The 25,901-nt window shown below is 65.9% G+C and carries 28 protein-coding genes, 4 pseudogenes, 1 riboswitch and 1 other annotated feature; of the genes and pseudogenes, 18 read left to right on the forward strand and 14 right to left on the reverse strand.

The features are described 5' to 3' along the window. Positions 1–107: 107 nt before the first annotated feature. The 4 genes and pseudogenes from ABIB14_RS15990 to ABIB14_RS16005 all read left to right on the forward strand — a co-directional run. A pseudogene (locus ABIB14_RS15990) lies at positions 108–623 on the forward strand (TetR/AcrR family transcriptional regulator); the annotation flags it as partial. Positions 624–641: 18 nt separating this feature from the next. Further along, a complete protein-coding gene (locus ABIB14_RS15995) occupies positions 642–1,436 on the forward strand; it encodes a maleylpyruvate isomerase family mycothiol-dependent enzyme (protein ID WP_354236902.1) in 795 nt (264 codons plus the stop codon). 53 nt (positions 1,437–1,489) lie between these two features. Next, the gene (locus ABIB14_RS16000; protein ID WP_354236903.1) at positions 1,490–1,927 is read left to right on the forward strand and encodes a hypothetical protein; all 438 of its coding nucleotides are present in this window, start codon (positions 1,490–1,492) and stop codon (positions 1,925–1,927) included. Beyond that, positions 1,924–3,081 carry a cation:proton antiporter gene (locus ABIB14_RS16005; RefSeq protein WP_354236904.1) on the forward strand — a complete coding sequence of 386 codons (1,158 nt, stop codon included), beginning with the start codon at positions 1,924–1,926 and terminating at the stop codon, positions 3,079–3,081. The genes ABIB14_RS16000 and ABIB14_RS16005 overlap by 4 nt, the downstream gene beginning before the upstream one ends. A gap of 59 nt (positions 3,082–3,140) precedes the next feature. On the opposite strand, the gene ABIB14_RS16010 is transcribed toward ABIB14_RS16005, so the two are convergent. Continuing rightward, a complete protein-coding gene (locus ABIB14_RS16010; RefSeq protein WP_354236905.1) occupies positions 3,141–3,362 on the reverse strand; it encodes a hypothetical protein in 222 nt (73 codons plus the stop codon). 36 nt (positions 3,363–3,398) lie between these two features. Between ABIB14_RS16010 and ABIB14_RS16015 the strand changes: the two genes are divergently transcribed. Beyond that, positions 3,399–3,983: a dihydrofolate reductase family protein gene (locus tag ABIB14_RS16015; protein WP_354236906.1), complete on the forward strand. Its 585-nt coding sequence runs from the start codon at positions 3,399–3,401 to the stop codon at positions 3,981–3,983. Between the two features lie 52 nt (positions 3,984–4,035). Here the strand turns inward: ABIB14_RS16015 and ABIB14_RS16020 are convergent, their stop codons facing one another. Continuing rightward, positions 4,036–4,806 (reverse strand): hypothetical protein, encoded by a 771-nt coding sequence (locus ABIB14_RS16020; RefSeq protein WP_502909685.1) that lies wholly within the window; start codon positions 4,804–4,806, stop codon positions 4,036–4,038. A 4-nt stretch (positions 4,807–4,810) separates the two neighbouring features. After that, positions 4,811–4,996: riboswitch (cyclic di-AMP (ydaO/yuaA leader) on the reverse strand. A 176-nt stretch (positions 4,997–5,172) separates the two neighbouring features. On the opposite strand from ABIB14_RS16020, the gene ABIB14_RS16025 reads away from it, so the two are divergent. Continuing rightward, positions 5,173–5,427 (forward strand): hypothetical protein, encoded by a 255-nt coding sequence (locus tag ABIB14_RS16025; RefSeq protein WP_354236908.1) that lies wholly within the window; start codon positions 5,173–5,175, stop codon positions 5,425–5,427. Here ABIB14_RS16025 and ABIB14_RS16030 read toward each other — a convergent pair. The 4 genes from ABIB14_RS16030 to ABIB14_RS16045 form a co-directional block, all read right to left on the reverse strand. Further along, the gene (locus tag ABIB14_RS16030) at positions 5,424–5,954 is read right to left on the reverse strand and encodes a DNA alkylation repair protein (RefSeq protein ID WP_354236909.1); all 531 of its coding nucleotides are present in this window, start codon (positions 5,952–5,954) and stop codon (positions 5,424–5,426) included. The genes ABIB14_RS16025 and ABIB14_RS16030 overlap by 4 nt on opposite strands. Positions 5,955–6,009: 55 nt before the next feature. Beyond that, on the reverse strand, positions 6,010–6,849 hold the full coding sequence (locus tag ABIB14_RS16035; RefSeq protein ID WP_354236910.1) for an anti-sigma factor: 840 nt from the start codon (positions 6,847–6,849) through the stop codon (positions 6,010–6,012). After that, the gene (locus ABIB14_RS16040) at positions 6,836–7,405 is read right to left on the reverse strand and encodes an RNA polymerase sigma factor (RefSeq protein WP_354236911.1); all 570 of its coding nucleotides are present in this window, start codon (positions 7,403–7,405) and stop codon (positions 6,836–6,838) included. Before ABIB14_RS16040 ends, ABIB14_RS16035 begins: the two co-directional genes overlap by 14 nt. A 161-nt stretch (positions 7,406–7,566) precedes the next feature. Next, entirely contained in the window at positions 7,567–8,265 is a 699-nt protein-coding gene (locus ABIB14_RS16045) for a DUF4397 domain-containing protein (RefSeq protein WP_354236912.1), read from the reverse strand. Between the two features lie 285 nt (positions 8,266–8,550). Here ABIB14_RS16045 and ABIB14_RS16050 point away from each other — a divergent pair, with 285 nt between their 5' ends. The 3 genes from ABIB14_RS16050 (at position 8,551) to ABIB14_RS16060 (ending at position 11,325) form a co-directional block, all read left to right on the forward strand. Further along, a complete protein-coding gene (locus ABIB14_RS16050; RefSeq protein ID WP_354236913.1) occupies positions 8,551–8,940 on the forward strand; it encodes a hypothetical protein in 390 nt (129 codons plus the stop codon). Positions 8,941–9,054: 114 nt separating this feature from the next. Continuing rightward, the gene (locus ABIB14_RS16055; protein WP_354236914.1) at positions 9,055–9,498 is read left to right on the forward strand and encodes a glycoside hydrolase family 16 protein; all 444 of its coding nucleotides are present in this window, start codon (positions 9,055–9,057) and stop codon (positions 9,496–9,498) included. A gap of 789 nt (positions 9,499–10,287) precedes the next feature. Next, entirely contained in the window at positions 10,288–11,325 is a 1,038-nt protein-coding gene (locus tag ABIB14_RS16060) for a Gfo/Idh/MocA family protein (RefSeq protein WP_354236915.1), read from the forward strand. A gap of 25 nt (positions 11,326–11,350) precedes the next feature. On the opposite strand, the gene ABIB14_RS16065 is transcribed toward ABIB14_RS16060, so the two are convergent. The 5 genes and pseudogenes from ABIB14_RS16065 to ABIB14_RS16085 form a co-directional block, all read right to left on the reverse strand. Further along, the gene (locus tag ABIB14_RS16065) at positions 11,351–12,745 is read right to left on the reverse strand and encodes an MFS transporter (protein WP_354236916.1); all 1,395 of its coding nucleotides are present in this window, start codon (positions 12,743–12,745) and stop codon (positions 11,351–11,353) included. Next, positions 12,738–13,178: a MarR family winged helix-turn-helix transcriptional regulator gene (locus tag ABIB14_RS16070; RefSeq protein ID WP_354236917.1), complete on the reverse strand. Its 441-nt coding sequence runs from the start codon at positions 13,176–13,178 to the stop codon at positions 12,738–12,740. Before ABIB14_RS16070 ends, ABIB14_RS16065 begins: the two co-directional genes overlap by 8 nt. 52 nt (positions 13,179–13,230) lie before the next feature. Next, the gene (mscL, locus tag ABIB14_RS16075) at positions 13,231–13,638 is read right to left on the reverse strand and encodes a large conductance mechanosensitive channel protein MscL (RefSeq protein ID WP_354236918.1); all 408 of its coding nucleotides are present in this window, start codon (positions 13,636–13,638) and stop codon (positions 13,231–13,233) included. Positions 13,639–13,922: 284 nt separating this feature from the next. Continuing rightward, positions 13,923–14,444, reverse strand: coding sequence for an IS3 family transposase (locus tag ABIB14_RS16080; protein WP_354236919.1), 522 nt, complete (start codon positions 14,442–14,444; stop codon positions 13,923–13,925). A gap of 57 nt (positions 14,445–14,501) precedes the next feature. After that, positions 14,502–14,615 (reverse strand) — a sequence feature (AL1L pseudoknot). Further along, a pseudogene (locus ABIB14_RS16085) lies at positions 14,573–14,872 on the reverse strand (transposase); the annotation flags it as partial. (Overlaps the previous feature by 43 nt.) Positions 14,873–15,309: 437 nt before the next feature. On the opposite strand from ABIB14_RS16085, the pseudogene ABIB14_RS16090 reads away from it, so the two are divergent. Beyond that, positions 15,310–15,531 (forward strand): annotated as a pseudogene (locus ABIB14_RS16090) (MFS transporter); the annotation flags it as partial. 101 nt (positions 15,532–15,632) lie between these two features. Here ABIB14_RS16090 and ABIB14_RS16095 read toward each other — a convergent pair. Together ABIB14_RS16095 and ABIB14_RS16100 are read right to left on the reverse strand one after the other, a co-directional pair. Next, positions 15,633–15,842: pseudogene (locus ABIB14_RS16095) on the reverse strand (IS256 family transposase); the annotation flags it as partial. Between the two features lie 197 nt (positions 15,843–16,039). Further along, positions 16,040–17,242, reverse strand: a complete 1,203-nt coding sequence (locus tag ABIB14_RS16100; protein ID WP_354236920.1) for an integrase catalytic domain-containing protein — start codon at positions 17,240–17,242, stop codon at positions 16,040–16,042. Between the two features lie 212 nt (positions 17,243–17,454). On the opposite strand from ABIB14_RS16100, the gene ABIB14_RS16105 reads away from it, so the two are divergent. The 8 genes from ABIB14_RS16105 (at position 17,455) to ABIB14_RS16140 (ending at position 23,264) form a co-directional block, all read left to right on the forward strand. Further along, positions 17,455–17,712 (forward strand): hypothetical protein, encoded by a 258-nt coding sequence (locus ABIB14_RS16105; RefSeq protein WP_354236921.1) that lies wholly within the window; start codon positions 17,455–17,457, stop codon positions 17,710–17,712. A gap of 271 nt (positions 17,713–17,983) precedes the next feature. After that, positions 17,984–18,268 (forward strand): Hsp20/alpha crystallin family protein, encoded by a 285-nt coding sequence (locus ABIB14_RS16110; protein WP_354236922.1) that lies wholly within the window; start codon positions 17,984–17,986, stop codon positions 18,266–18,268. A gap of 974 nt (positions 18,269–19,242) precedes the next feature. Then, a complete protein-coding gene (locus tag ABIB14_RS16115) occupies positions 19,243–19,614 on the forward strand; it encodes a hypothetical protein (protein ID WP_354236923.1) in 372 nt (123 codons plus the stop codon). Between the two features lie 227 nt (positions 19,615–19,841). Beyond that, positions 19,842–20,597 carry a hypothetical protein gene (locus ABIB14_RS16120; protein WP_354236924.1) on the forward strand — a complete coding sequence of 252 codons (756 nt, stop codon included), beginning with the start codon at positions 19,842–19,844 and terminating at the stop codon, positions 20,595–20,597. Between the two features lie 15 nt (positions 20,598–20,612). Then, positions 20,613–21,332, forward strand: coding sequence for a class F sortase (locus ABIB14_RS16125; protein ID WP_354236925.1), 720 nt, complete (start codon positions 20,613–20,615; stop codon positions 21,330–21,332). A 107-nt stretch (positions 21,333–21,439) separates the two neighbouring features. Beyond that, positions 21,440–21,922 (forward strand): cupredoxin domain-containing protein, encoded by a 483-nt coding sequence (locus ABIB14_RS16130; RefSeq protein ID WP_354236926.1) that lies wholly within the window; start codon positions 21,440–21,442, stop codon positions 21,920–21,922. Beyond that, positions 21,919–22,434, forward strand: a complete 516-nt coding sequence (locus tag ABIB14_RS16135) for a hypothetical protein (RefSeq protein WP_354236927.1) — start codon at positions 21,919–21,921, stop codon at positions 22,432–22,434. Before ABIB14_RS16130 ends, ABIB14_RS16135 begins: the two co-directional genes overlap by 4 nt. 260 nt (positions 22,435–22,694) lie before the next feature. Then, positions 22,695–23,264: a copper resistance CopC family protein gene (locus ABIB14_RS16140; RefSeq protein ID WP_354236928.1), complete on the forward strand. Its 570-nt coding sequence runs from the start codon at positions 22,695–22,697 to the stop codon at positions 23,262–23,264. Positions 23,265–24,425: 1,161 nt separating this feature from the next. Here the strand turns inward: ABIB14_RS16140 and ABIB14_RS16145 are convergent. Continuing rightward, positions 24,426–25,886 carry a UDP-glucose dehydrogenase family protein gene (locus tag ABIB14_RS16145; protein WP_354236929.1) on the reverse strand — a complete coding sequence of 487 codons (1,461 nt, stop codon included), beginning with the start codon at positions 25,884–25,886 and terminating at the stop codon, positions 24,426–24,428. Between the last annotated feature and the right edge of the window lie 15 nt (positions 25,887–25,901).

Raw genomic sequence — 25,901 nt, forward strand, 5'->3', positions numbered from 1 at the left:
ATGGCCAACTAAATTGAGACGGTTCCTACCCGATCTGTCTCAATTTAGATGTCCTTTTCCCACGTCACCATGGCCAACTAAATTGAGACAGGACACTCGATGCGGCATGGACCCTTGCCCGTGAGCGGGGGCTGCCCGGCTTCACGCTGCGGGAGGTTGCCGCCGTGGTGGGGATGCGGGCCCCCTCGCTTTACACCCATTTCCCGTCCCGCAACGCGATCATCGACGCAATGTTCGGGCAGGCCTGGGCTGAGTGCGCCCGGGCCCTCGGTGCGGTGGGCGCAAACCAGACCATGGCCCCGCGGGAATGGCTGCATCGATCCGCCCGCGAGTTTTTCGATTTCTGCGTCCAGGACCCGGTCCGGAACCAGCTCATGAACCAGCGATCCGTCCCCGGGTTCGTCCCCAGCCCGGAAAGCTATGCGCCGTCCGTGTCGTTCATGCAGCATTTCACCGCCAATATGGCAGTCTACGGACTCACCCGTGCCGAAGATGTCGATCTATACACCGCGATGATCGGCGGATTGATCGATGCGCAACTGGCCAACGATCCAGGTGGCGACCGCTGGCGGCGCCTGCTGGACCGGGCCGTCACAATGTACGCCGACAATGTGGGCCTTTGACCCCCGGAATGAGTCATCATGAGCACCATTACGAGTGCGGGAAGTACCGAACAGTCTCCGTGGCGCCCCGCTCTGCCGAGGGCCCAAGCCATGCGGCTGGCGGCTGAGGAATACCGGCGCGTCGCTCGGGTAGTCGAAGTTTTTGGTCCCGAACAATGGCGACGGCCCACCGATTGCCCGGCATGGAACGTCCGGGAGTTGGTGGCGCACATCGTCGGGATGGCCGCTTTGCCGTCCTCGCCTTTCGAAAGCGCCAGGCAGCTCAAGAAGGCCGGTGTGGCCGCATCGTCGTCGGGTGGCGCCTTCATTGATGCCCTGACCGCGCTGCAGGTCCGGGAACGGATGGGCAGCACCACGGACGAGCTCGTCCGGGAACTGCAGAAGATCGGACCTAAAGCGGTCCGCGGCCGCCTCCTTATTCCCGGCGTCCTGCGGCACCGGGTGATGAATCCTGCCCAGTACGTAAGCGGCCGTGAGGAATGGTGGAGCCTGGGGTTCCTGATCGACACCGTCCTCACCAGGGATCCGTGGATGCACCGGATCGATTTGGGCCGCGCGACGGGACAGACCCTCCCACCCGATGCCGGGCACGACGGCGTGATCGTCGCGGATGTGGTCAGGGAATGGGCCACGCGGCACGGCCAACCGTACCGGCTCCGGCTCACCGGAGATGCCGGTGGCAGCTTTTCCTCAGGCGTCCCGGCCCGGGACGACGCCGTGCCGACTCTTGAGCTGGACGCGCTGGAATTCTGCCGCATTCTGTCCGGGCGGAAAGACGGCGTGGGCCTGCTGTCCGTGCAGGTGGCGTTCTAAGGGTAATGACCGGGCCAGGAGCGGAGGACGACGGCCAGGACTAGTCTCATTCCATGGCGAAAGAATCCAGGAAAAACAGTCCGGCGGCATCCGTCATTTGGCTTTCGGAACCCCAGGAACACGATTACCCGGCCGCGGAACGTTATCTTGCCCTGCTTACCGACGATGTCAGCGCCGCTGCCACCGTGCAGGCTCTGCGCAGCCTCCCGGTCACCCACCAGCTGGCGAAGGACATCCTGCGCGCGTCGGGGTTGCCGCTGCTGACAAAGGAGAACCCCCACGTCGCCTCGGATCTTGCCAAGATAGCGGCCGGCAAGAAGCTCTCGCCGGTGCTGATGGTCCGCGGCGACCTCCGCTCCGGCATCGCGGCCCAGATCGCCGACGGCTACCACCGGGTCTGCGCTTCCTATCTCACCGACGAGAACACTCCCATTCCTGTGAAGCTGGCGCCCGTGGCAGCCCGCGGAACCGCCGGGGCGGGCGCAGGGTGACATTCCTGTCCCTGGCGCTGATCGCCGTCGTCGCCCTGGCCGGTCCCCTGCTCGCACTGCCGGTCCGCTGGCGCCTGCCGGTGGTCCTGGGCGAATTGCTGGCAGGCATCGTGATCGGGCGGACGGGGTTCGCTCTGGTCGATCCGGCGGATCCCAGTTTCAGCCTGCTGGCGAACATCGGTTTTGCGCTGATGATGTTTGTGGCCGGAAGCCGCGTGCCGGTGAGGGATCCCCAGATCCGCTCTGCTCTCGGCAAAGGCTTCAGCCGGGCCGTGATCGCTGCCATCGCGGCTGTGGTCATCGGCACCGGCATGGGCCTGGCGTTTGGCACCGGACACGGTCCGCTCTACGTGGTGCTGCTGGCCTCCTCATCGGCCGCGCTGGTCCTCCCGATTGTCGATTCCCTGCGCCTGGGCGGGCCGCAGGTGGTGGCCATGACCGCCCAGGTGGCGTTGGCTGACATCGCCTGCATTGTCGCGCTGCCGCTGGCGGTGGACCCCCCGAACGCCGGCCGCGCAGCCCTCGGAGCGCTCGCTGTGGGGGCATGCGCCGTGGCGCTCTTCTTCGCGCTGCGCTCGCTGGAGCGCAGCGGTACCCGCCGGCGCATGCACCGGCTCTCGGAGGACCGCAAGTTTGCCTTGGAGCTGCGCATTCAGCTGGTTCTGCTCTTCGCGCTGGCCGGGGTCGCCAGCTTCGGCCACGTCTCGGTAATGCTGGCCGGGTTCTCGCTCGGCCTGGCGGTGGCAGCCGTCGGCGAACCGCGGCGGCTGGCACGGCAGCTCTTCGGCGTCAGCGACGGCTTCCTGGGCCCGATTTTTTTCGTGTGGCTGGGTGCCTCCTTGAACCTCCGTGACCTCGCCGGGCATCCGGACATGATCTTCCTGGGCTTATCTTTGGGGCTCGGGACGGTGCTGCTCCACGCCGGGTTAAGGGCCTTTGGGGTCCCCCTGCCGCTGGGCGTCATCTCGGCTGCCCAGCTGGGCGTCCCCGTGGCAGCAGCCAGCATTGGCAACCAACTCCATGTGCTGCAACCTGGGGAAGATGCCGCGCTGCTCCTGGGCGCTTTGGTCACCATCGCCGCTAGCGCCGCTGCAGGCTCGAGGGCCGCCAAGTCGTTCGCCGTGCCGGTAGCGGCCAAAGGCGCCAAGCACTGAGTTCGGAAATCAGTGCGGGGCGCCCACCATGCAGCGTCGTGGTGAGGAAGTCACTCAGCTCAAGAAGCACCGGCCCGAAACTCGCGGGCGCGCTGCTGCTGCTCATCGGCCTGACGGGCCTGCTGCAGCAACTCCTCGAGCCGGATGGCGGCAGCCGCGGCAAGGGCCGTACGGTTGGCACTAGCCGGCATGATGTTGCCGAATTTGGCTCCAACCGATGCTGCCAGCATCAGCGGACAACAGACCGGCAGCATCTTGCTGATTGCGGGGCCCAGTGCCATTTTTCCGCGCCGGCAGCCGGCGCGTAGGCTCAGGCCATGCGGAAGATCATCCTGGCACTGCAGGTATCACTCGACGGGTTCGTGGAGGGTCACAACCGGGACATTGGTTGGCACATGGTGGACGAGGAACTCCACAGCCATTTCAACGAAAGATCCCGCAGCATGGACGCGTTTCTGGAGGGCCGCGTCACCTATGAGCTGATGGACGCCTTCTGGCCGACGGCGGACCACGACCCGTCCAGCACGCCGTCCATGGTCGAGTTCGCCGGAATTTGGCGGGAGATGCCCAAGGTTGTCTATTCCAGGACCCTCGAGGGTGCCGGCGCGAATTCCACAGTGGTGCGCGACGTCGTCGTCGATGACGTCCTGGCATTGAAGGCCCAATCCGGTGGTGACCTGGCCCTTGGCGGGGCCGACCTGGCCGACTCCTTCCGCCGGCTCGGGCTCATCGACGAGTATTGGATCTACGTTCATCCGGTGCTGATTGGCCGCGGGACACCCTTGTTCAAACCCGCGGACAGCACCACCCCGCTCACGCTCGTCGAGACCCGGACGTTTGGCAACGGGGTTGTGTTGCTGCGGTACTCCAGCCCGACAAAGGCCACTGGCCGGCTGTCTTAACGACAGCCGGCCAGTGGCCAGTGAAGAGGGGTTCTTCAGCCCTGATTACGCTTTAGGCGCGGACGAACGTCACGCCGCCGGTGGCGGTCAGCCAGGACAGCGGGTGCACGATGGTCTGGTTGGTTCCGTTCATGCCGCCGCTGATTACCTGGCCGTTGCCGGCATAGATGCCGACGTGGCCGGCCTGGACGATCATGTCGCCGGGCTGCGGGGTTGCCACTACGGTCCCGTGGCCCAGGAACTGCTGGGGACCGAGGTCGCCCACCGGGTGACCGGCCGCGCCGAGGGCCTTCTCCACCATGGCGGTGCAGTCCTGGATGATGCCGATCTGGGCGTAGGCGGACGCGAGCATGGCGGCATTGACGCCACCGGCCGCCGCCGCGGGGGCCGGTGCCTTCGCCGGGGCCGCCTGTACGGTGATCTTGGGAGCGGTGATCCTGGGTGCGGCCGGAGCCTGCACCGCGACCGGCGCAACGGCGACGGTCGCGGCAACGGCGACTGCCGGGACTGCGGCTGGCTGCTCGGTTACGGGAGCCGGCGACGTTGCGACGGCAGAACGGTCGAAGCTGACCTGCACGGCGGAATCGGCCGTGACCGGCGTCGAGACTTTGCTGGTGACGTCAACGTTCGATGCGGGGCCTGCGTCGAGCTGTACCGGTGCAGCGGCGGCGTTGGCCGCCATGCCGCTGGTGAGGACGAGTCCGGAGGCTGCAAGGATTACTGCGGCCTGGCGGCCGATGGTGCCTGACTTCACGGAAAATGCTGAGGACCGACCGGCGGTGGCGTCGGAGCGATGGCGCGCAGCAGTAGTGCTTGAGAACATGTATGTAGCCTCTCCCAATGCCTGCGAGGTGAGCTGTCGGATTCGGATGGGAGGCACCCGGCCGCGGGCCCGTCAGAACGGGCGCTGTGCGGCTTCACCCCAAGACCTGTCAAAATTGCAGGTCGAATGTGGTTTCCCCGTCCCTGCCAGAAGGTTGCATTCGGATCCCGGGCCGCGGCAGAGTTAGGCAATCGGCTCGGGAGCGCCCGTATCGGATACAACAGGCACCCAACAACGGTAACGGAGTTGGGCGGCAATGTCACATTCAGGTAACGCAGGCGTGTCGTTGCGGGGAATATCCCTAGTTCGCCGATATGCGGCACGCATAGGATAAAGGCATTAAGCGCACACCGAGTGGAGGTCCTCATGAACAGCCCCTGTGTCGCAATCTGCCAGTTGACCGATCAGCCGCAGGGGGACTTTGACGTCAATACCGAGCTGCTGGTTCTCGAGGAGAGGGAAATCCATGTGGCCACCTGGGACGCCGAACCGCGCGACGGCGGCTTCGATATCCACGTCCTTAACGACCGGGTGGATTCGCTCGGTTTTATGGTGGTGACCGGCTGGCAGTTCCTGGACGGCAGGGCGTACGCCGTGGTGGAACGCCGTCCCGCCATCTAACCCGGCCGGGAGCGCTTTGGGGACGCCAGGCCACTGGCAGCATCAATCGCCTCGCGCACCAGTGCAGCCGAACGCCGAAGCCGCGGGTCCGGATCCTTCCGCCACCGCTCCAGGACCGCCTCGGAACGGCTCCTGCGGGCGCCGTCGAGGCCAGCGATGAGCGGTCCGACGACGTCGACCGCCAGTGGATCCGCCAGCTCGCGGAACCCTGAGCCGCGCACGAAGCCCTCGATCCGGGTCAGGTCCGAGTTGTCCAGCATGGCCACACAGGACTGCAGGAGCACGACGGCGGCGAGGCGCCGTTCGAAGACGGGGACCGCCCACAATTCCGAGCTGAGCGCGGTCAGTTCGTCGCGGCCCAGGATCCGGTAGCGGCGGAGCGCGTCCCGGACCGTGCCGCGGACCGCGCCGACCGAAGCGCCGTAGCACTTCAGTTCCGGACCAAAACGGGCCTGCGCTTCCTCGGCCCGCTGCCATGAGCTTTCATTCTGCAGCGCCCCGTCAATGAAGTCGCCGGCATCGCTCATGGGTCCATTTTGTCGTGTCTGCGCCGCCGTCGCCTCACGGCGGGGCTCGTCCCGGTCAACCCGCCACCGTGAACTTCCCCCGCGCGATGCTCTCCGCGGAGTGGGCCGGATCCCCATCGTAGGGCTCGTTGGAAACGTCGAGCACCGGATAGTCGGCCAGGTTGAGGCCGCCAGGGATGACAAAGGCACCCGGTCCCTGGCCCAGGACCCCCAGGCTGACCATCTTGGACAGATCCGCGGATGCCATCCAGACCTCGCGGAAACCCGTGAGCTTCTCCTCGGGAAGGCTGATAATCAACTGCCGGGTTCCGTCCGGGAGCCTCTCCACGAGCGCAGTGCCGCTGGCGGAGTGCCCCGCCAGCGGACCCAGTGCTGCTTCAGCGACGACTGCCGCCGTGGGCGGTGGTGTCGGGGCTGACACCGGCGGCTCGGCGGAGCCAAGAAAGGTCAATGCCGTCCACGCGCCGGCGGCGCCCAGCGCGACCCCCGCCGCCAAGCCCAGGACCCACGACCGTCCGCGCGGGCTGTGCCGCGGCCTGCGCCTGCCAGGCTGCCGGGTATCGGGTGTGAGCGGCCTCGGTTCAGCGTGGAGCCCCCCGCGGGCCGTGCCCTCGTAGGGGCGCCCGGCGATGACCGCGGGCGGGCGCAGCAGCGGATCCCCGGCCAGGGCCGGGGACAGCCCCAGTGCCTGATGGATAGCGGCCCAGTTATGGCTGCCCGGCGCCTCCAGCTGCACGTGTTCCGGATTGATCGTCGCTGCAAACACGGTATTTTGCAGCGCGTTGAGCATCGCCCGGCACTCATTGCAGCTGTCCAGGTGGACCGACTCCGCCTCGCTGGCGGGCCGTTCACCCAGCGCCAGCAGATCGAGGAGATCATCGTCAGGATGATCCATGTTCCACCTCCAACCGGGACCGCAGCCGGGCAAGGCTACGACGGATATGGCTCTTGACCGTGCCAAGCGGAAGGTTGAGCCGGGACGAGATCTGGTCGTGGGTCAGATCCTCGTAGAACGCCAGCCGCATGATGGCTGTCTGGGGGTTGCCCAGCCGCTCGAGTTCGTCGTCCAGTGTCAGGCGGTCCGCCAGCGTGTCGGCGGTCGGCCTGCCCGGGCTGGCTGCGGGATCGTTGACCAACTGCAGGGCGGCCCCTTCAACGTCCCGTCGACGGGAGCGGGCAGACAAGGCGTCGGTAATGGCATTCCGGGTGATTCCGATCAGCCAGGCGGGCAACCGTGCGGCGTCCGGGCGGTAACTGGTTCGCGACTTCCAAGCGCGGATGAAGACCTCCTGAGTAACGTCGTCGGCGGCACTATGCTCGCGCAACGCCCTCAAGGCCAGCGTATGGACAAGAGGCGCGAGCATTCGGTAGGCATCAGCGAGCGCTCGCTCCTCCCCCGCGGCGAAGGCCTGGTCAATGTCAACGTTCCATTCACGATCGGCAGTCTCCATCGGTGCTCCTTAGAGCGGGAAATGAGACCCGTGGAACGTCATTATTCCCCGGCGCCGGCAGCACTGCAATGGCGGAGAGGTCGGGGGGCGGCTGGCGGGGCCGCAATCGTCGCGGCCCCGCCACCCGTCGGGCGCCCACTCAGCAGCAGCACCCGGGCCGCTCAGTCGTCATGCCGTGACAGCTTCACCACCTGCACGGCAATGCCGAGATTGTGGTCGGCCAGGCTGCCCCAAGCGTAAACTATCGTGTTAGTCCCCTCGCTGATTTTTACATCCGCCGGTCCGATCAGCGCCTCGGTGCTGCCGGCCGCCGTCACGGAGGCGGAGATGGTACCGGCGTCGAGCGTTAGCTTCTCCTGGCCGGGGTTTTCAAGGCCCTCGATCACTGGGGTTCCGCCGGCGAGGACGTCGACGGCGGGTGCCGCGGCGACGTGCCGCACCGTCAGCCTGCCTTCGCCGTCACCGACCGCGGACGTGTCGTTCTTGAAGAGTGTGGCCGTGGGCTCACCGTCAGCCGTCAGGTGCGCCACGGCTGTATAGTCCCGGCCTGCTTTCAGATCCACTTCCACGGGCCCGATCACAGGATTGTCGGCGCTGGTGGCGTCCGCCCCGGTGATGGCAATCTCGTGGTCTCCCGCAGGGACGTCCAGCGGACCTGCCAAGGTTCCCGGCTTGAAATGATCCAGCGTCAGCTTTCCATCGACCCAGACGTCCACGGTGAGTCCGGGCACGCCGTGTAACACGGAGAGTTTTGCTGTGTCGTGCTCGTGGCGTTGTTCGCTTGCCTGCGCCGGGGCTGCAAAAGCAAGCCCCGCCAGCAGCGTTAGGGCTCCGGCGGCGGCAGAAAATGATTTACGCATCTTGAACTCCTCATTGAGGCCCGGATACGGGCGTTTTTTGCTTACACCCTTACTACCGGCCGGGGGTGCTGCCCGGATGCGGCGGCGAGCAATTATTTTGTTCCGCCTGCCGCAGACCAACTGCCGGTCCGAGCGTGATCGGACCGCGGCTGCGGTTTTGCGAACAAAGGTCACGATCGCGTAACGTTGACGGCTGGTCCCGGGCGCAGGCCCGCCTGCGGGGCCTCGGATGCTCCGTCGGGCCCCTGCCGGGCTGGCACCAATTCAATATCCCGAAGGGATCACTTGTTCAAAAAAATTGCCGTTACCGTTTCCCTCGGCGCTTTATCGCTGACCGGATGCAGCGCTGCGTCAACGCAGGGCACCGCCGGACCCGACGGGGCAGGCAGCCCGGCGTCGTTCTCCGCCGACCCGTCGACGCCCCCAACGGCCGCCGTCGTTACGGCCCCTGCCAGCGCGTCCGCAACAACAGCAACAGCAACAGCAACAGCAACAGCCTCGAATGCTCCGCCCGCCGGACCGGTGGTCCCGCACACGACGGTGGCCCCCGCGGCGCCGTCTGTCCCTCCCGACCCGGCAGTCGACGGTGTCCAGGCCGCGGCCACCCTCGGTTGGGGCACTGTGCTGGCGGGCGACGAATTCTCCTACGCAGGCGCGCCGGACGCCACCAAGTAAGATGCCCTTGACGGTCCGGGCCAGGCCGGGAAGGGCGTCCGCAGCCCGCAGGCCTGGTCAGTGTCCAGTGGGGTGGCAACGGTGAAGGGCGATGCGGCCGGCACCACCGGCGGCATGTCAGCAAAATTTGGCCAGCAGAGGTACGGACGCTGGGAGACCCGCATGAAGACGAACGCCCGCGACGCCCACTACCACCCGGTGCTGCTCCTGTGGCCGAATTTCAACACCTCGCCGAATTGTGCCGAGGTCGACTTCGCCGAAGGCACCACGGACACCGCTGCCATGAACTTCTACCTGCACTACGAATGCAGCGGCGGGGATGTCCAGATCACAGCTGCCACGCTGATCGACACCACGCAGTGGCACAACTATGCGGTGGAGTGGACTCCGGCCGGCATCACCGGCTACATCGACGGAGTAAAGACGTTCACCGATTCGGTTCCGGCGCATCAGCCGACCGTTGGCATGCACCAGAGGATGCAGCTCGACTGGTTCCCTGCCGGAACTGGGACCAGCCCGGTTCAGATGGACGTGGATTGGGTCCGCGTCTACCAATAGGACGACTTGCCTGGGAGGACTGCGCCGGGCACGCAAGGGCTGCTGCTTCGGGCCGGGGTGCTTTGCGCACGGCACGCAAGACGCGGGAGATGATCCAGCATGCAAGTGACGGCCTGGACCTTTCCGATCCGCACGTCCGGAGACGGAGTTGGCTCCTTGCCTGCACCGCCGGCGTCCTCGCCGTAGCCGGCTGCACGTCGGGTTTGCCCTCCCCGGCCATCCCGGTTCCCCGTCCGGTGACGCCGGATCCGCCAGCGCATCCGCCCCGGCCATGACAGCGGAGAACGTGTTTTCTGATGAAGATTTGATGGCCCTGACCGGCGCGTGGACACGCGACGCCGTCGCCTTAGTCTTAGCCAGGAGTGCGCCCCGGGTCGACGTGGCAGCCGCGGATTCTGCCTACACCGAAGAGCAATCCGGCAGGTGCCTCACATTCGTTCAGGCCGCCACCCCGGAGCACTCCCCCGGCGGGAGCCACGATTGCCTTGCCGGCCCTGCTGGGCAGCGTCTCGTTCGGGCTGGGCCGCAGGCACCCGCCGGCGCTTCCGCTTCCGCTTCTGCCGACGAATTCGCAACCGTCCCGCGGCCGCTGGTCCGACTGGCGAAAAAGCTGGTCGCGGAGACGTCCGCCAGCCTGAGGCCCGGACCGGCCCCAACACCCGCGCCAACCGCCAGTGAACGGCTAGCATGCTCACAGGGTGTAGTCGCACTCCACCTGACCGACTTCCCACCTGCCCGACTGCCCACCTGACCGACTGCCCACCCGACCGACTGCCGAGGACCGACGCCATGTCAGAGAACGCCACGACTCACTCCACTGCCAGCGCCCGTGTCTCCCCCGCCGTCGTCCGCTGGGGAATCCTGGGCACCGGTTTCATTGCCGGGCTGCAGACCTCGGACCTGGTGGAGCACGGCTTCAACGTCCAGGCGGTGGGCTCCCGGAACGCCGCTACGGCACAGGAGTTCGCCGACAGGTTCCAGCTCCCCTCCGCCCATGGCAGCTACGAAGCACTTGTGAATGACCCTGACGTGGATGTTGTCTACATTTCCTCGCCGCACCCGTTCCACTACGACAACGCGCTGCTGGCCCTCAACGCCGGAAAGCATGCGCTGGTGGAAAAGCCGTTCGCCATGAATGCGCGGCAGGCCCGGGAAATGGCGGACCTCGCCGAGTCGAAGGGCCTGGTTGTCCTTGAGGCGATGTGGACTCGGTACCTGCCGCACATGGTCCGGATCCGCGAGCTGATCGGGGCCGATGCCCTGGGTGAGGTCCGCACGGTGATCGCGGACCACAACCAGAACCTGCCCAAGGATCCGGGGCATCGGCTCAACGATCCCGCGCTGGGCGGCGGAGCGCTCCTGGACCTGGGGATCTACCCGGTGTCCTTCGCCTTCGACGTCTTCGGGGCGCCCGCAAGGATCCGGGCCGCGGCCAGCAAGACGGCCACCGGCGTCGACCGCCAAACGGCGATGATCTTTGAGTACGCGGACGGGCAGCAGGCCGTACTGCACTGCGCCCTTGATACCGCCGGGCCCAACCGGGCGGCGGTGATCGGGACCGCTGGCAGTATCGCGATAGATCCGGTCTGGTACACGCCCACGGCGTTCACCCGGTACGACGACGGCGGACACGTCGTCGAGCGCTTCGACCAGCCGGTCACCGGCCGCGGCATGCAGTATCAGGCGTGGGAGGTCGAGCGGCTGATCGCGGCCGGAGCGATCGCCAATGAGGTCCTGCCGCCCCACGGCAGCGTCCAGGTGATGACGGCGATTGACGCCGTCCGGGGCGAGATCGGCGTCCACTACGCCAGCGACGTTCTGCCCTGAGCCCCGTGCGGTGCAGCCTCCGCTTTCACGCTGCCCGGCGGGAACGCGCCTGCAGGGTATGGAAGAGCAGTGCGCTGAACACTACGAGGCAGACCACCGCGCCGATCGCGAGCGTCGCAGTGATTCCGGCACCGGTCGGGTGAAGATCGGGCGCCATGTTTCCCGCGAGCACCGCGCCCGAGGCAGCGGTGCCGAAGGAGCTTCCTACCGTCCGCAGCACCTGGTTGAAGCTCACCGAGCTGCCCAGCTCTTCAGTGGCCACGCTCCGGGCGATCAGCGCCGGCATGGCCGCATAGCTTGTTCCCATGCCCACGCCGAGGACCAGCATCCCGATCAGGATTTGCCCGAGTTCGAAGTGGGCAATCCAGAGCAGCAGCGCGGCTGCCGCCATGACGCCGGCGCCAATCGGCAGCAGCGTAGCCAGCCGGATCCGGCGCGCCACGCGGCGCACCAGTCGGTTGGCGCCGAAGCTTCCCACCGACAGCGGAAACATCACAAAACCGGCCCAGAACACCGGCAGTGCGATCCCGTAGCCGGTGGACCCTGGCGCCTGGGCGATGAGGCTGGAAATCGAGAGGCCGATGTACATCGCCGCACCCAGTCCGACTGCCGTGCCATTGGCCAGCAGCACGTCCCCGTTCCGGAGGACCCGAAGGTTCACCAGCGGGTGTCGCATCCGCAGCTCGGCGCGGACCCAAGCGACCAGGACGCCGGCCGCGACGATGAAGGCGCCGACGGTCCACGGTGAGCTCCACCCCCAGTTCGGTCCTTCGCTGACGCCCAGGAGCAGGGCGCCGAGGCCGAGGCCAAGCAGGCCCGCACCGTTGTAATCGAAGGGCAGCCGAAGGGCCCGATCGTCCGGTCCTGCCGGCACAACGCGGAAGACCACGACGATGGCCGTGACCACGAAGAGTGCCGCAAACCAGAAAGCGAACCGGAAGTCGAAGAGGCCGGCGATGATGCCGGTCAGCGGGTAGCCGATGCCGATCCCGGTTGACACGGTGACCGACAGGCTCGAGATGGAGAACCGCACCTTGTCAGCTGCGACATAGCGGCGGGCGAGGGCGATGGTGACCGGGACGATCCCGTAACTCAGTCCCTGCAGGGCCCGTCCAATCAGGAACACGGTGAAATTTGGTGCGGCTGCCGCGATCACGGACCCGAGGAGGATGATCGACAGTGCTGAGAGGAGGAGCCGCTTTTTGTGCGGTCCGTCGCTGAGCCGGCCCATCACGGGAGTCGCGATCGCGCCGACCAGGAGGTTCAGGGTGAGCATCCACTGCGCCGCGCTGACCGACACGTCCATCTCGCGGGAGATGGTGGGCACCAACAGCATGCCCAACGAGCTCACGATCGCCGTGGAGAGCGCCGCGTAGACCAGGGCCGGTACGGTGCTCGGGTGTGCCGCCGGTTCAGTCAACGGTGGCCTCCGCCCCAAGTTTCCGCAGGATCGGGATGGCCGCTTCGAGGGTATTCCGGTCCTCCGGCGTCAAGCGCTCCGTGATGGCCCGGTCTAGCCAGCCGTGCCCGGCCGAGGATTCCTGGGCAAGCTTCTGCCGCCCGGCGTCGGTGATCTCAATCCAGATCCGTCGCCGGTCCGTGGCGTCCGGCACGCGAACAACGAAGCCCAGCCGTTCCAGCTCCCGCGCGGCCAGCGAAATGGCCTGCGGGCTGACATAAACGACTGTTGCCAGTTCGGACGTCGTCGCCGGGCCATGCTCCGCTACGTGCCGGAGCACGCCCACCTTCCCGGGCGAGATGGTCCGTTCGGTGTTCAGCCGCCGAAGCAGGGGCTGCAAGGCCTTCAAGAAAGAGCGAGCCGGGTCCTGTCCCGGCATGGGTTCATGCGTCATTCTCCAATTGTACAAGCAACTTGATCAAGTTGCTTGTACAATTTGGGGATGATTACGGGCGGCGGTCCAGTTGCAGGGCGTCGCGGATTTCGGTGAGCAGGGCGATCTGCGGATCCTCGGCCGCCTCTTCCTTCACGTCCCGGTTGATGCCCAGGCGTCGGTTGCGGCGTTCGATCATGTGGTTCAGCGGCAGGACGATCACGAAGTAGATGGCGGCGGCCACCAGCAGGAAATTGACGATGGCGGTGAGCAGGACACCGAACTTGATGTCGTTGCCGTTGAGGGTCACGACGGCGAAGCGGTCGAAGTTCGGCGATCCAACAAGCGCCGCGATGAACGGCATCAGCACGCTCTGGACTAGGGCGGTAACTACGGCGCCAAAGGCGGCGCCAATCACGACGGCGACGGCAAGGTCCATGACGTTGCCCTTCATGATGAATTTCTTGAATCCGGTCAACATACGAATTAAATTACCCCACGGCGATGGGCACTCGGTGACTTCTAAGCGAAATTGTCGGGGTGTCGCCGGCGTCTTTCCGGTCCAAAGGAAGGTTGAGTTGCTCGGCGCCCAGCCGGGCCGCCGCCCAAGCCAACGGTGCCGGCGCCCAAGCCAACGGTGCCGGCGCCCCATTCTGTCCACGGTGGCGTGACCGCGCGTCCGCTGCTTCCGTGGAGCTGCAGCGGACACGTTAGCAGGCTCAGCTCGGGCCGCTGCTACATCGATGTCGTCACCCGGCGGGTGGTTTAAACCGACCGCGCGGCACAAGTAGCCGCGGGCCTGAAACCGCTCCGCGGACTATCGCAGCTCCGCCTGTGAACGCTCCGCACGCACCGGCTCTGACGTGCCGGGGCGTCAGAGTGCCGCTGGCAGACCCGGGGTCGCGCTTTATTTGTTGGGTGTGAGGTCCAGGTGGACAGCTGCCAGCCGACCACCCGGCGGGAGAAAACATCCAAAACAAAGGCCGCGTAAACCCAGCCGGAGAACGTTCGAATGTAGGTAATGCCTGCGACCCAAAGGCAGTTCGGAGCCGGTGCGCTGAATTGTCGCCGAGCCAGATCCGCCGGCCGCTCCGCCAGGGGTCCTGGCAGGGTTGTGCGGGGCCCCTTGGCACGGCGGACACCGTGCAACCCGGTACGGTGCATCAGCCGCTCCACGGTGCACCGGGCCACTTTGTAGCCCTCACGGTTCAGTGCCGCATAAACTTTCCTGGCCACATAAACGCTGTAGTTCTCCCGGTGCACCCGGGTGATTTTCTCCGCCGTCACGGCGTCGGTTATTGACCGTTTGGACTACGGGCGTGCCTTGGCAGCGTAGTAGGTCGATGGGGCAATCGGCAGCTCTCTGCAGATCGGCTCGACCCCGTATTCTTCCTTGTCATTATCGATGTAGGTGATCATCGTCGGGAGGGGCGGTCGAGCTCCGCTGCGAAGAAAACCGATGCTGATTTCAAGATCGCATCGGCCCGGCGCAACTCAACAACTTCACGCTCAAGCCCGGCCATACGAGTCGCGTCATCGGTGGTGGTGCCAGGGCGCACGCCCTGATCGATCTCCACGATACGCACCCAGCCACGGATGGTGTCTGCCGGGATGCCCAGCTGCGCACCAATCCGGGTGCACGCACTCCGCCGGCCGCTGGGATCCTTCTGCGCGTCCATAACGAGGCGGACCGCCCGCTGGCGAAGCTCGTCAGGATACTTTTTTTGGTGCTGGCATGGTGCTCATCCTTTCAAGGACTCAACACCCTCCATTAATTCCCGGGCCGATTCAATATCGTCGGGGGTGTACAGGCGGTATCCGCCTGGGCTGCGCGGCCGGGGTCCGGATCAGCCCGCGTCGCTCGTAGAGCCGGATCGCTTTGGCCGGTGTCTTGGGCAGCCTGGCCGGTGGTGAGCATGGTTCCCATTTTTCCTCCTTGTATTGACGTTATCCCCGGGTCAAGGTTTAGCGTGGGACGTGCGAGGAGGTGGAAGAAAATGGCTCTACAACTAGGTGAGGTTTACCGTTGTCCGGATGCGTCGTGCGCCTGTGAGATCACGGTGACGAAGGGTGCGGCGGAAGGCCACGGCGGGGACAAGAACCCAACATGCTGCTGCGGGCACAGCATGGAGAAAGTCAGCTGAGCGGACAAATGGCAGACGGGCGGCCAGGCATCCGGGCGGTTTTCGCGTGCCCGGCGTACCGGCGGCTCTGGGCGGCGCGCACGGCCTCAGCCGCCGGCGAGGTTTTCGCGACCGTGGCGCTGAGCCTGCTGGTGCTGGATCTGACGGGATCCGGTTTGGGCGTGGCCGGTGTTGTCGCTGCCGAAATCGTCCCGGTTCTTCTGCTCGGTCCGGCGGCCGGGATCGTCGTGGACCCGTGGAGCCAGGTGCCAGGTGCCAGGTGCCAGGTGCCAGCGATGGTCTACGCGGATCTGGCGAGGATGGTGTGTGCTCTGTCCCTGCCGATGGCGCTCAGGTCCCGTTCCAGAACGGCCTTGACCATTTCCGGCAGAAACCCGCCTTCGCCGGTCAGACGCAGCGAGCCGTCATCGACGCGGCCCATCAGATCATCGAGCAGACCGGCTTCAACCATCCCGCTGACAACATCCCGGGCGGATCCTGGTTCCTGTGATTCACTGCCAAGCGAACTCTGCTGCTGATCTTGTCCTTCGATAATAGTCATGATCATTTCTCCAGTTCATTCTGAAACCTGATACACGATCTAATTGACACCTCCCCCAGGCTCCCCCGGAAACCCGACCGAACGAGTGAGCCCGGTGGGTCCGTCAAAGGGTAGTGCCTTCTGGGAGCCGAACAGAAGGAATACGCCGCCTCCGTAACGACTCATGTCAAGATGCTCGCGAAAGTGTTGTGCTTGCCTCATCTGTTTCTGCTCGCGTGGAGGAGGCATCCAGGGCCCGAGTTTTCGCCGCAGCGAGAGGCGATCAGTTGGGTTTGGATGGTGGTGATGCCTCGGGTGAGGTCGGCCGGGTTGGTGGTCTCCATCAGTTCCGCGAGTTCGGCGGCTTTGGTGCCGGTCAGGATTCCGGAATCGATGACGCGCTGGTACGGGGTCCGTGGCTTGTCGTAGATGCGGGTCTTCTTCCCGTGGTTGTTCGAGCGCCAGCCGGTTGCTTTCGTCGCGGCGGTGAAGAGGTTCAGCCGGACCCGCACGAGGGCGTAAAGGGTGTTGAGGAGCTTCTGTTCGGCGGCCGAGTCGTAGTAGCGGTAATGGAATGCGTGGCGGCGTACCACGTCGCCGTTCTTCTGCTCGACGTGGGCGTTGTGGTTGGACTTGTACGGCCGCGCGCGGGTGAAGTAGATGTCCTGGTCGCCGGCCCATTTGATCAGGGCATGGTTGATGAATTCCCCGCCGTTATCGGTGTCCAGCCCGACCATTGGCAACGGCAGACGTACCACAATCTCATCCATGGCTTCAAGCACCCATTTGTGCGCGCCGTTACGGACCGCGATGTTCTCGGTCCAGCGTGTGAACACGTCCGTGGCGGTCAAGGTCCTGGCGAATTCCCCGGCCAGGGTGGGGCCGCAGTGGACGACGATGTCCGCTTCGATGAAGCCGGGGGCCTGTTCGTGTTCATCCCCGGCCTTGCGGACCGTGATCGAGTTCCGCAGCAGCGGGTCGGCCCTGGTCGCGGACAGGCCCTTGAGTCTGTCGGCGTCCCTGGTGGGCTGGAGCACCCGGTCGATCGTGGCCCCGGAGATCTTCAGCAACTGCGCCCTGACCGCCGGGGTGAGCCTCTGTGCGTCCAGTTCCCCGAAGGCCTCCAGCTTGGGCAGCCACAACTCCTTGGTCGCGGCCGGATACTTGCCCGAGGGCATCCCGGCCAGCCGCCACACACCGATCAGGACCTTCAACGTGTCATAGCCGTAGGTCCGCCCCCGCGGCTTCCGTACGACCGATTTCGCCGGGCCTTTGCGTTTACGGGCCGTAGACAGGGCCCGGCGGGCCCTGGACCACCCCGTGACCGCCACGAGCTCGTCCAGAATCAGCCCCTTGGCTTTCTTGGACGCCTTCGCATAATCGGGCGCGCACTTCCTCGTGATTTCCCTACGCGTTGCCATCGACAGGTCCATCCCTCATCGTCACCGCCGTGCCTGTAACGGCCCGTAGTTTCGCGAGCGTTTCTTAAATGAGGCATGCACCCCGTTTCGCGAGCACTATAGGTGAGTCTCGTCGCCCTCTGTCATTCTCTGATCGCTAGGGGTACCCTGAGCATGCCCGGCTTCCAGATACCTGGCGCTTCCGCCGTGGCCTACAGAGGAAGGCTGCATCGATGGAGATGAACCTCAGGGACCACTGGCACCGGCTGAGTGCCGCCACACGGCAATGGCTTACCGATAACCCCGGTTGCCTGATCCTGCCGCGCACACTGGCCGCCACCATTTGTGAGGAAACCGGTCTAAGCCCCGACCGTGATCAGCACGGCGAAACCGCCCTCTCACAGGAGGACCGCGACTTTATCCTGGCCCAGGCCAGTCCGGTCACGACTACCGGACCCATGCATCGTTTCTTCGACGCAAACCAGTCTTGAGCAGGCGCGTCTGGCCTAGTACCGTCCCGGCTGTTCACCTCGGCGTCGCGGCCGAGCAGCCGCCGCCGGTTGTGCCTAGCCCCGACCCGATCCGGGGGATGGTCCGCGGAGCGTGAGACACATCGGCACCGGCTGCCGAACCCGCATCCACGCGGCCCTGAAATCCTCTTCCGGATACCACCCGGACGCCGTAGGTTGCTGTTTATACAGCACTGGCTCCCGCGGGCGCTGTCTGCGGCCCGGGCAGCGCGCCCATCACAGGGAGGAATCCATGAGCGACATCATGCGGCACATGCCTTTCGACGTACCCGAACCGGTCCGCCGTTTCTTGCAGGGGGACATCGGGTCCTCGCTGCGCGTGGAAGAATATCAGGACGGATCCACCATGGTCATCAGGGCCGACGTGCCCGGCATTGATCCCGAGACGGACGTCGACATAACCGTCTCGGGAACCACCCTCACCATCGAAGCCCGTCGTGAAGAAAAATCCGAACACAAGGACAAGCACAACTACCGGTCCGAATTCCACTTTTGGGGCGTTCACGCGCAGCTTTGAGCTGCCCCCGGGGACGGCGCCACGGGCCTGGGGACCACAACCACCACAAGCGAAACCACCGCACCGGCGCCGGCCTTCACCGCACCGCCGGATCCCGACCGACCGGTCACGCCGCCGACGGGATCCTCCATCTGACCCGGCATTCCGGACCTGACCCGCACCGGTGACGCGCGCCGCCATGGTGTAGAGGCTCGAAACGCCGGGCGTGGGATTCTGACGTGCGTCGGTTGGAAGGGCTTCCAGTTCATCCGGTGCGTGGTCGCCGGTAAACGGGTTGCAGCCTCTGAAGGAGCCATCGCCGATAGCAGGACGCCCATGTTGCTAGCCTGCGGGTACGAATAATTCCAGAGCGATTCCGTCTGGATCCTTGAAACTCAGAGGCCGTTCCGTAGGTGGCGTCGACCAACCCGCTGCGCTCGACGCCAATTTCTTCGAGATGGTCGCGCCACTCGAGCAAGCCCGTTCGATCATGCACCGCGAATCCGATGTGGTCGAGGCCGGGGGGTGGGGTGTGAAAACCTATGGCAGACGGTACTGACGTGAGACGACCGCCGCTTTAGCGGGGTTGCACGGGCCGCCGACAGGTGAGCGGGGTGGGCGGTGGAGCCGTCCTCAGAGGGCGCCTGGCGAATACGCTGTGCAGGGTCTTGGGTATCCGTCGGCCTTGGAATGTCTGGAAAGGTTTACCCATGAATAGCATGATCCGGCCACACAACACCCGTATGGGCTGGATCGGTGCTGCGGTCCTATCCGCGGTGCTGCTGGCCGGGTGCGCCGCCGGCCCAGGAGCCGGCGGCATGCCGGCCGCCGCTAACCCCGCGGACCTTCCGTCAGCGACCGCACCTGCCGCGGCAGGGGGTGGTTCCCCGACCCCGTCGCTATCTTCTGAGGTTCCGGGCCCGACATTAGCGGGTTCACCCTCGGCATCGGCGAGGATGATATGCGGGGACGAAACCCGGGCCAATGTCACACTGATGCTGTCCCTGCCCGATCAGCCCCGGACCACCGACGCCTGGACGGACAAGCTCTACACCTGCACGTATGCGCTCCCGGCCGGGTCGCTTGTGCTTTCGGTGAAGGAAGCGCCGGACCCTGCCGGCGCACGCGCTCACTTTGACGCACTGCAGCGCAGAACCGCCTCGGCCCAGCCCATCGAGGGAATGGCGAATCTGGGTTTCCCCGCTTTCCAGACCACCGCCGGGGCCGTGGCTTTCGTCAAGGACAACTTCGTCCTCACGGTCGACGCGACGGCCCTGCCGGTAACCCTGGGCCCGCATGGCGTTACCCCCAGCGCCCTCGCGTACGAGGTGGCCACCGCGGTACTGGCCTGCTGGTCCGACACCTAAGCAGGGGTCATCTGCGGGACCGACTTTATGGCGGAAAGTTCTCCCGGGCCGTCCCAGCCGTGGGCCCCGGTAGCGACGAATAGCCGCCTTGAGGGGTACCAGCCGACCCCCTCAATGGCATTAGTCACAACAGTCACTCCAGTGACAGGGGTCACTTTAGAGGTTAGTCTGAGACCACGTGCCTGCCCGCCACGGGGACGCACGATCACAACCGGAGGAAATCCGTCATGAAGAATTCCGCTTTCCTGATCGCCCCGGCCCTTGCCTTGGGCGCCCTCGCACTCTCCACCAGCCCGGCCCTCGCCGCGGACACCACCACGTACCAGGCGAACCTTGCCGCGATTAACGGCAGCAACGCCTCGGGTACGTTCATGCTCACTCTCAACGGTGACCAGGCCACCGTCACCGAAAAGGTCTCCGGACTTGCTGCGACCTTCGGTGGCAATCCCTACCCGCACGTCCAGCACATCCACATCGGCGCCAAGGGGACCTGCCCGGACATGTCCGCGGACACCAACAAGGACGGCGTGATCAGCACCACCGAAGGCGCCCCGTCCTACGGCGGGATCGGCACCACACTCTCCACCAGCGGGGATACCAGCCCGGCAGCCGGCACCGACCTGAAGGTGGCCGGCATGGGCGCCTCGTACACATACAACCGCACCTTCACCCTGGACGCGAAAACCGCTGATTCCCTCAAGGCCGGTACCGCCGTCGTAGTGGTGCACGGACTGGACCCGGCAACCTTGTCAGAGGCAGCGCAGAAGGCTCCGAGCGATTTGGTTCCCTCGCTGCCGCTGGCGGCTACCTCGCCTGCTCTCTGCGGCTCGGTGAAGGCTATGCCTGCCGGAGCGCCGGGCACCGGCATCACCACCCCGGCTCCTGCCGGACCTGACCTGGGTCTCCTGGCCGCCGGCGGCGGCCTCCTCCTGGCAGCCGGCGGAGCCTACGCCGCCCGCCGCCGGATGAGCGCCACCGCCTAAAGACGCAGGAACCTGATGGAATCTGAGAACAGCAGCCGCCGCGGACGCCTCATCGCGTCCGCGGCGGCCGCCCTGCTCCTCGCTGGCGGGATCACCACCATCGGCCTCGGACTCCACGCCGAACCCCCCACACCCGGGGCAAACGACACCACGTCCACCACCGCCCCGGCCGCCCCCGCCTCGCGTGCTGCCGCGGCGGCTGCGCCGGAGCCGGCATCCGCGACTGGACCACCGGCGCGGACGCTTCCCCCCGCGCCGGACGCACCGTTGCCGGCGTCCATACCGGTCAGCGTTGAGGTGCCCTCCATCGGCGTCAGCTCAACCGTGTTGCAACTGGGCAAACAAGCCAACGGCGAAGTAGAGATCCCGCCCGGAGAGCCCGGATCCCCTGCCGGCTGGTATCAAGACTCGCCCACCCCGGGCCAGAGCGGCTCCGCGGTCATGCTCGGCCACGTGAATTCGACAAAGAACCCAGTCGGGGTCTTTTACCGCCTCCAGCAGCTCACCCCGGGCCAGGTCATCACCGTCACCCGCGCCGACCACACCGCCGCCGTCTTCACAGTCGATAAAGTCGACATCTACCACAAGGCAAGTTTCCCGACCGTGGAGGTCTACCAGAACGCGGACCGGCCCGAGCTCCGCCTGATCACCTGCGGCGGCTACGACCCGGCCACCAGGGAATACCTGGACAACACCGTCGTCTACGCCCACCTGACTTCCAGCCACCCCGCCTAATAAACCCCAGAGCTGGCCCCTAAACGCCAAGGCAGGCCGGGCAGCCGGATCTCCAGCGCTACCCCGTCAGCTCCCATAACCCGTCAGCTCTGTGAAAAGGGAACACCATGAAGACGACCCCCACCCCGCGCCGCCTCGTTCTTGCCCTGATCTGTGCAGCCACCCTTCTGGGTGCCAGCGCCTGCGGGACCACCGGCACGGGGACCGGCTCAGCGGCAGCCACTCCATCGGCCACGGCCACGGCATCGCAGCCGGCCGCCACAGCGACCGGCCCCACCACAACCATGGACCCCGGCATGCGCGCCTCCCCAACGGGGTCCCCGACGGGATCCACGGGCACCGCAGCCGAAGCGACCATCCACATCAAGTCCTTCGCCTACACCGGCCCCGGCAGCGTCCCGGCCGGGGCAACGGTGACCGTGATGAACTCGGACTCCGAGGCACACACCCTCACCGCCGACGACGGATCCTTCGACGCCGTCGTCAAACCCGGCACCAGCGCCACATTCACCGCCCCGGCCAAACCAGGCACCTACACCTACCACTGCACCTACCACTCCAACATGCACGGAACCCTGAACGTCAAATGACCACCGCCAAAAGCTCCGGCCAGGACCCCGTCATGGAACCATCCGGACCGACCCGCCACCATGGCCGCTCAGCCGCGAACGTGATACTGCGGATCCTTGCAGCAGCCACCCTGACCGTGGACGCCGTTGTCCACGCCCGGCTTGCCCCGGGCTACCAGTCCGCCGCCTCCGAAGGCCTCGGCGAAGGCAACCTCTTCCTTGCAGAAGCCGCGGCGGCCGCCCTGGTTGGGCTCTACGTCCTGATCCGCGGCAGCCGGGCCGCCTGGGTCCTGGCCCTGTTCACCGCCGGAGGCGGCCTGGCTGTCCTGCTCCTCTACCGCTACATCGACATCCCCGCCATCGGGCCCTTCCCCGCCATGTACGAACCCGTCTGGTTCTTCGATAAAACCCTCACCGCCCTCGCCCAAGCAGCCGCGGTCCTCCTCGCCGCCGCCGCCCTGACCCTCCACCGGCGAACGCGGGTCGCTCCGCTCCACACCACGTCTGCCCGCGCCGTCCGGGATGACCCGTGACGCCTGAAGCCCACACCGGGTGGGCCGGCGCCTGCCATCCGCCGCCAGCGACGGCCGCCGGTCCTGTCGAGGGGCCTCGGCGTGGGTATCGGTATCGTTCTGGGTGCCGCCAGATTCGTCCCCGCCACAGCCGCGCGGACTCCGGTCCTGGACGGCCGGCGCACCCGGACAGCAGGCAAGTAACAACGCCGCCGCGCTGCGGCAGGACGCGAGACGTTCCGCCGCAACCCGGGGGTAACGCTCCTGAAAGGACCCGCCCCATGAAAACGACTCACCGTTACCGTTCGGCAGCCCGACTCGCGCGATGCCTGCTGGCCCTGAGCACCGCAGCATTCCTGCTGTTCCCCGGGGCGGCGGCGCAGGCTCACGATGTCCTCGAGGCCACGGACCCTGCCAACAGCTCCGCCGTCCGCGCCGTTCCCGAGAAGATCGACCTGACCTTCCATCACACGCCCACTGCCATCGGTTCCGTCGTCCGCGTAGAAGATGCCACCGGCACCGACCAAGCCGATGGGCCCGTGACCACCATCGACAACCAAGTCACCCAGAAGGTCAAAACCGGCGCCCCGCAAGGCAAGTACACGGTGGTCTGGCGGGTCGTTTCCGCCGACAGCCATCCCCTCGAAGGAACGTTCACGTTCACTGCCGGCGCCACGAACCCTACCGCCGCGGCAACGCCGCCGACGCTTCCGGTTGCGACAGGCACCAGCGCGGGCCTCCCGGCGGGCCTGCTCACGGCGGGAGCGGTCGCGGTCCTCGTGGTAATTGCGTTCGTTGTGCTGGCACTCTCCGTGCGGCGCCGGCTCTACGCGCCGGAACCGGGCCCCTAAAGGGGCACGACACCGAAGGCTCTCGTTTCCGGTGACGAACCGGACTGGTTTGAAGATGGCGGGGAGGGGCGCCACTTCGCCCGCTGCCTTCTCAGCAAAGGATCCCTTACCAAGACGAGGCGGCCAGCCCGCCGGTCTGGGACTTCCAAGCCGGGATGGCGGTTGCATCGCAGCTTGAAGTGGCGGTTTTGCCGTTACGTTGGGGACGCGGCTCTCGATTCGCTAATCCTTTGCCGTAGCCCAGTGGTCAACGATTCAACTCGAGCAGGGACCGAGATCAGCACCGGATTTCTGGCCTCTTTCAGCGGATTCCCCAGGGATAGACCCGTAGCGCACCGTTTGCCTCCGTCCACCAAAGGCCTCCTTGTTCCACGGGCAGGCCCGTTCGGCTGTCAGTTCAGGAGTTGTTTGCACTGGACCCGCGATAGTACGGGGCTGGTGCAGGCAGTTGCCGACACGGGAGCGATGGAAAGTCGTCTGCATCGGCCAGGTCCGTCCACGTATTCCCCTGTGACAATGAGGTAGTCGGTACTCGTGTTACTCATGAGCCGAAATTCTAGGCCGGTTTCTGCGCGGGCCCCGGAACGGGAGGGTCAGGTTGGGGGCCTGTTCCGGGAATCCGGGCCCGCGCGACGTACTTCCTTCGTGAGCAAGTAGCAGTCCGATGGTCTCTCCGCCGCAAAACCAGCACACCCGCACTTGGGCCGCCTGGCCCAGGCTCTCGGGCAGGCCGTACACCGGCCCCAAGAGGCACGCAGCCCGTTTAGGGCCGGTCAAGTCGTGGTGGGAGATGACCCCTTTAACGGACGCAGGGAGGCACCATCTTGGTGATCTGTCACGTCCCGGGTTTGGTGGAGTTTGTGTAGACCAGTTCAATCGTTTGATAGCCGGCAGATTCGAGCAGAGAGTCGTTCCGGCTTCTACCGGCGGCATATATAGCCGGTCTTTCCGTGGAGACGCTGGTTGTTTTACCCATCGTTGTTCTCCCGCGACGCAGAGTTCAAGGTCGTTGATGCCGGTCCACGAACCTTCGCCATCGCCTTCAGCAAGCGGTTCCGGCAGCTGAAAACTAGTTACGGGAACGGCCGGATACGCCGGTTGGTGAGATAGTCCCGTCCCGGCGGGCAGAGGGTGCGGCAAGGGGAGACCGATGGGGCGGGTTCAGGACCGTGCGGCGCGTGCTCGGTCGATCTGCCCGGTGTGCCGGGCCAGTGCCGGGAGCTGGGTCGGGACGGGACCGCCGGTTGTGGAAGGTGTGGGTGTGCCGAGAGCGCGGTAGTCCCAGCCGGCGGCGCGGTAGGCCGCGGCGTCCAGTGCGTGTCTGCCGTCGACGATATTGCGCAGTTGCACGAGTTCGCCGAGCACGGCGGGGTCGGCGCGTCTGAACTCGTCCCATTCAGTGAGCAGTGCCACGATTTCGGCTCCTGCGACGGCTTTCTCGAGTGTTGGCGCGTATGCAAGTTCCGGGTAGGTTTTGCTGGCATTGCCCATGGCTTTAGGGTCATAGACGGTGACGCGGGCCCCGCCCTGGTGGAGCATGCGGGCAACGTCCAGGGCGGGGGCGTCGCGGATGTCGTCGGAATCGGGTTTGAAAGCGGCGCCGAGGACGGTGATGCGCACGGCGGTCAGGTCTCCGAAGGCCATTTCGGTGATGAGGTCCACGGTGCGTTGGCGGCGGCGTTGGTTGATGGCGTCGACTTCGCGCAGGAACCCGACGGCCTGTCCGACGCCGAGTTCTTTGGCCCTGTGGGCGAATGCGCGGATGTCTTTGGGAAGGCAGCCGCCGCCGAAGCCTAAGCCGGGTTTGAGGAAGCGGCCGCCGATCCGGTTGTCATAGGAGAGGGCGCTTGCAAGGTGGTTGACGTCGGCTCCGGTGGCTTCGCAGATTTCGGCCATCGCATTGATGTACGAGATCTTGGTGGCGAGGAAGGAATTCGCGGCGACTTTGACGAGTTCGGCGGTGGCCAGGTCGGTCACAATCACGGGTGTGCCCCCGTCAATGATCGGTGTGTAGCAGGCGGTGAGCTGCTCGCGGGCCCAGTCGGAGGGGACGCCGAAGACCAGCCTGTCGGGGTGGAGGGTGTCTTCGATGGCGTGTCCTTCGCGCAGGAATTCGGGGTTCCATGCCAGCTCGGCCAGTTTCCCGGCCGGTGCTGTGGCCTGAACCAAGGCGGTGAGGCGCTGCGCGGTGCCGATGGGTACCGTGGACTTCCCGGCGATCAGGCATTTATGGGTCAGGTGCGGGGCAAGCCGACGGACGCCCGCATATACGAAGGTGAGGTCCGCTGCCGGGGAATCCGGGGCTTGCGGGGTTCCGATGCACAGGAAATGCACATCCGCCCCGGCTGCGGCGGCGAAGTCGGTGGTGAACGTCAGCCGGCCGCTGTCCAAAGCGGTCCTGAGGAGTTCTTCCAGGCCCGGTTCGAAGAAAGGCAGGTGTCCTTGGCTAAGTGAGCTGATCTTGCCTGCGTCGACGTCGATGCCGGTGACGGTCAGACCCAGGGACGCCATGCAGACGGCGTGGGTGGCACCGAGGTAGCCGGTGCCGATGACCGTGATGTTGGCGTGCTGACGGGGCCCGGGCGGGAGGGATCCGTTGTCGGCGCTGGTGGCGTTGTGCATGGTCATCCTTTCGGC

Source organism: Arthrobacter sp. UYEF3 (assembly GCF_040546245.1).
Lineage (GTDB): Bacteria > Actinomycetota > Actinomycetes > Actinomycetales > Micrococcaceae > Arthrobacter.

Coding starts and splice junctions, on each gene's coding strand:
- ABIB14_RS15995 (WP_354236902.1), top strand. CDS start 642: ATGAGCACCATTACGAGTGCGGGAAGTACCGAACAGTCTCCGTGGCGC.
- ABIB14_RS16000 (WP_354236903.1), top strand. CDS start 1,490: ATGGCGAAAGAATCCAGGAAAAACAGTCCGGCGGCATCCGTCATTTGG.
- ABIB14_RS16010 (WP_354236905.1), bottom strand. CDS start 3,362: ATGGCACTGGGCCCCGCAATCAGCAAGATGCTGCCGGTCTGTTGTCCG.
- ABIB14_RS16015 (WP_354236906.1), top strand. CDS start 3,399: ATGCGGAAGATCATCCTGGCACTGCAGGTATCACTCGACGGGTTCGTG.
- ABIB14_RS16020 (WP_502909685.1), bottom strand. CDS start 4,806: ATGTTCTCAAGCACTACTGCTGCGCGCCATCGCTCCGACGCCACCGCC.
- ABIB14_RS16025 (WP_354236908.1), top strand. CDS start 5,173: ATGAACAGCCCCTGTGTCGCAATCTGCCAGTTGACCGATCAGCCGCAG.
- ABIB14_RS16030 (WP_354236909.1), bottom strand. CDS start 5,954: ATGAGCGATGCCGGCGACTTCATTGACGGGGCGCTGCAGAATGAAAGC.
- ABIB14_RS16035 (WP_354236910.1), bottom strand. CDS start 6,849: ATGGATCATCCTGACGATGATCTCCTCGATCTGCTGGCGCTGGGTGAA.
- ABIB14_RS16040 (WP_354236911.1), bottom strand. CDS start 7,405: ATGGAGACTGCCGATCGTGAATGGAACGTTGACATTGACCAGGCCTTC.
- ABIB14_RS16045 (WP_354236912.1), bottom strand. CDS start 8,265: ATGCGTAAATCATTTTCTGCCGCCGCCGGAGCCCTAACGCTGCTGGCG.
- ABIB14_RS16055 (WP_354236914.1), top strand. CDS start 9,055: ATGTCAGCAAAATTTGGCCAGCAGAGGTACGGACGCTGGGAGACCCGC.
- ABIB14_RS16060 (WP_354236915.1), top strand. CDS start 10,288: ATGTCAGAGAACGCCACGACTCACTCCACTGCCAGCGCCCGTGTCTCC.
- ABIB14_RS16070 (WP_354236917.1), bottom strand. CDS start 13,178: ATGACGCATGAACCCATGCCGGGACAGGACCCGGCTCGCTCTTTCTTG.
- mscL (WP_354236918.1), bottom strand. CDS start 13,638: ATGTTGACCGGATTCAAGAAATTCATCATGAAGGGCAACGTCATGGAC.
- ABIB14_RS16100 (WP_354236920.1), bottom strand. CDS start 17,242: ATGGCAACGCGTAGGGAAATCACGAGGAAGTGCGCGCCCGATTATGCG.
- ABIB14_RS16105 (WP_354236921.1), top strand. CDS start 17,455: ATGGAGATGAACCTCAGGGACCACTGGCACCGGCTGAGTGCCGCCACA.
- ABIB14_RS16110 (WP_354236922.1), top strand. CDS start 17,984: ATGAGCGACATCATGCGGCACATGCCTTTCGACGTACCCGAACCGGTC.
- ABIB14_RS16115 (WP_354236923.1), top strand. CDS start 19,243: ATGCTGTCCCTGCCCGATCAGCCCCGGACCACCGACGCCTGGACGGAC.
- ABIB14_RS16120 (WP_354236924.1), top strand. CDS start 19,842: ATGAAGAATTCCGCTTTCCTGATCGCCCCGGCCCTTGCCTTGGGCGCC.
- ABIB14_RS16125 (WP_354236925.1), top strand. CDS start 20,613: ATGGAATCTGAGAACAGCAGCCGCCGCGGACGCCTCATCGCGTCCGCG.
- ABIB14_RS16130 (WP_354236926.1), top strand. CDS start 21,440: ATGAAGACGACCCCCACCCCGCGCCGCCTCGTTCTTGCCCTGATCTGT.
- ABIB14_RS16135 (WP_354236927.1), top strand. CDS start 21,919: ATGACCACCGCCAAAAGCTCCGGCCAGGACCCCGTCATGGAACCATCC.
- ABIB14_RS16140 (WP_354236928.1), top strand. CDS start 22,695: ATGAAAACGACTCACCGTTACCGTTCGGCAGCCCGACTCGCGCGATGC.
- ABIB14_RS16145 (WP_354236929.1), bottom strand. CDS start 25,886: ATGCACAACGCCACCAGCGCCGACAACGGATCCCTCCCGCCCGGGCCC.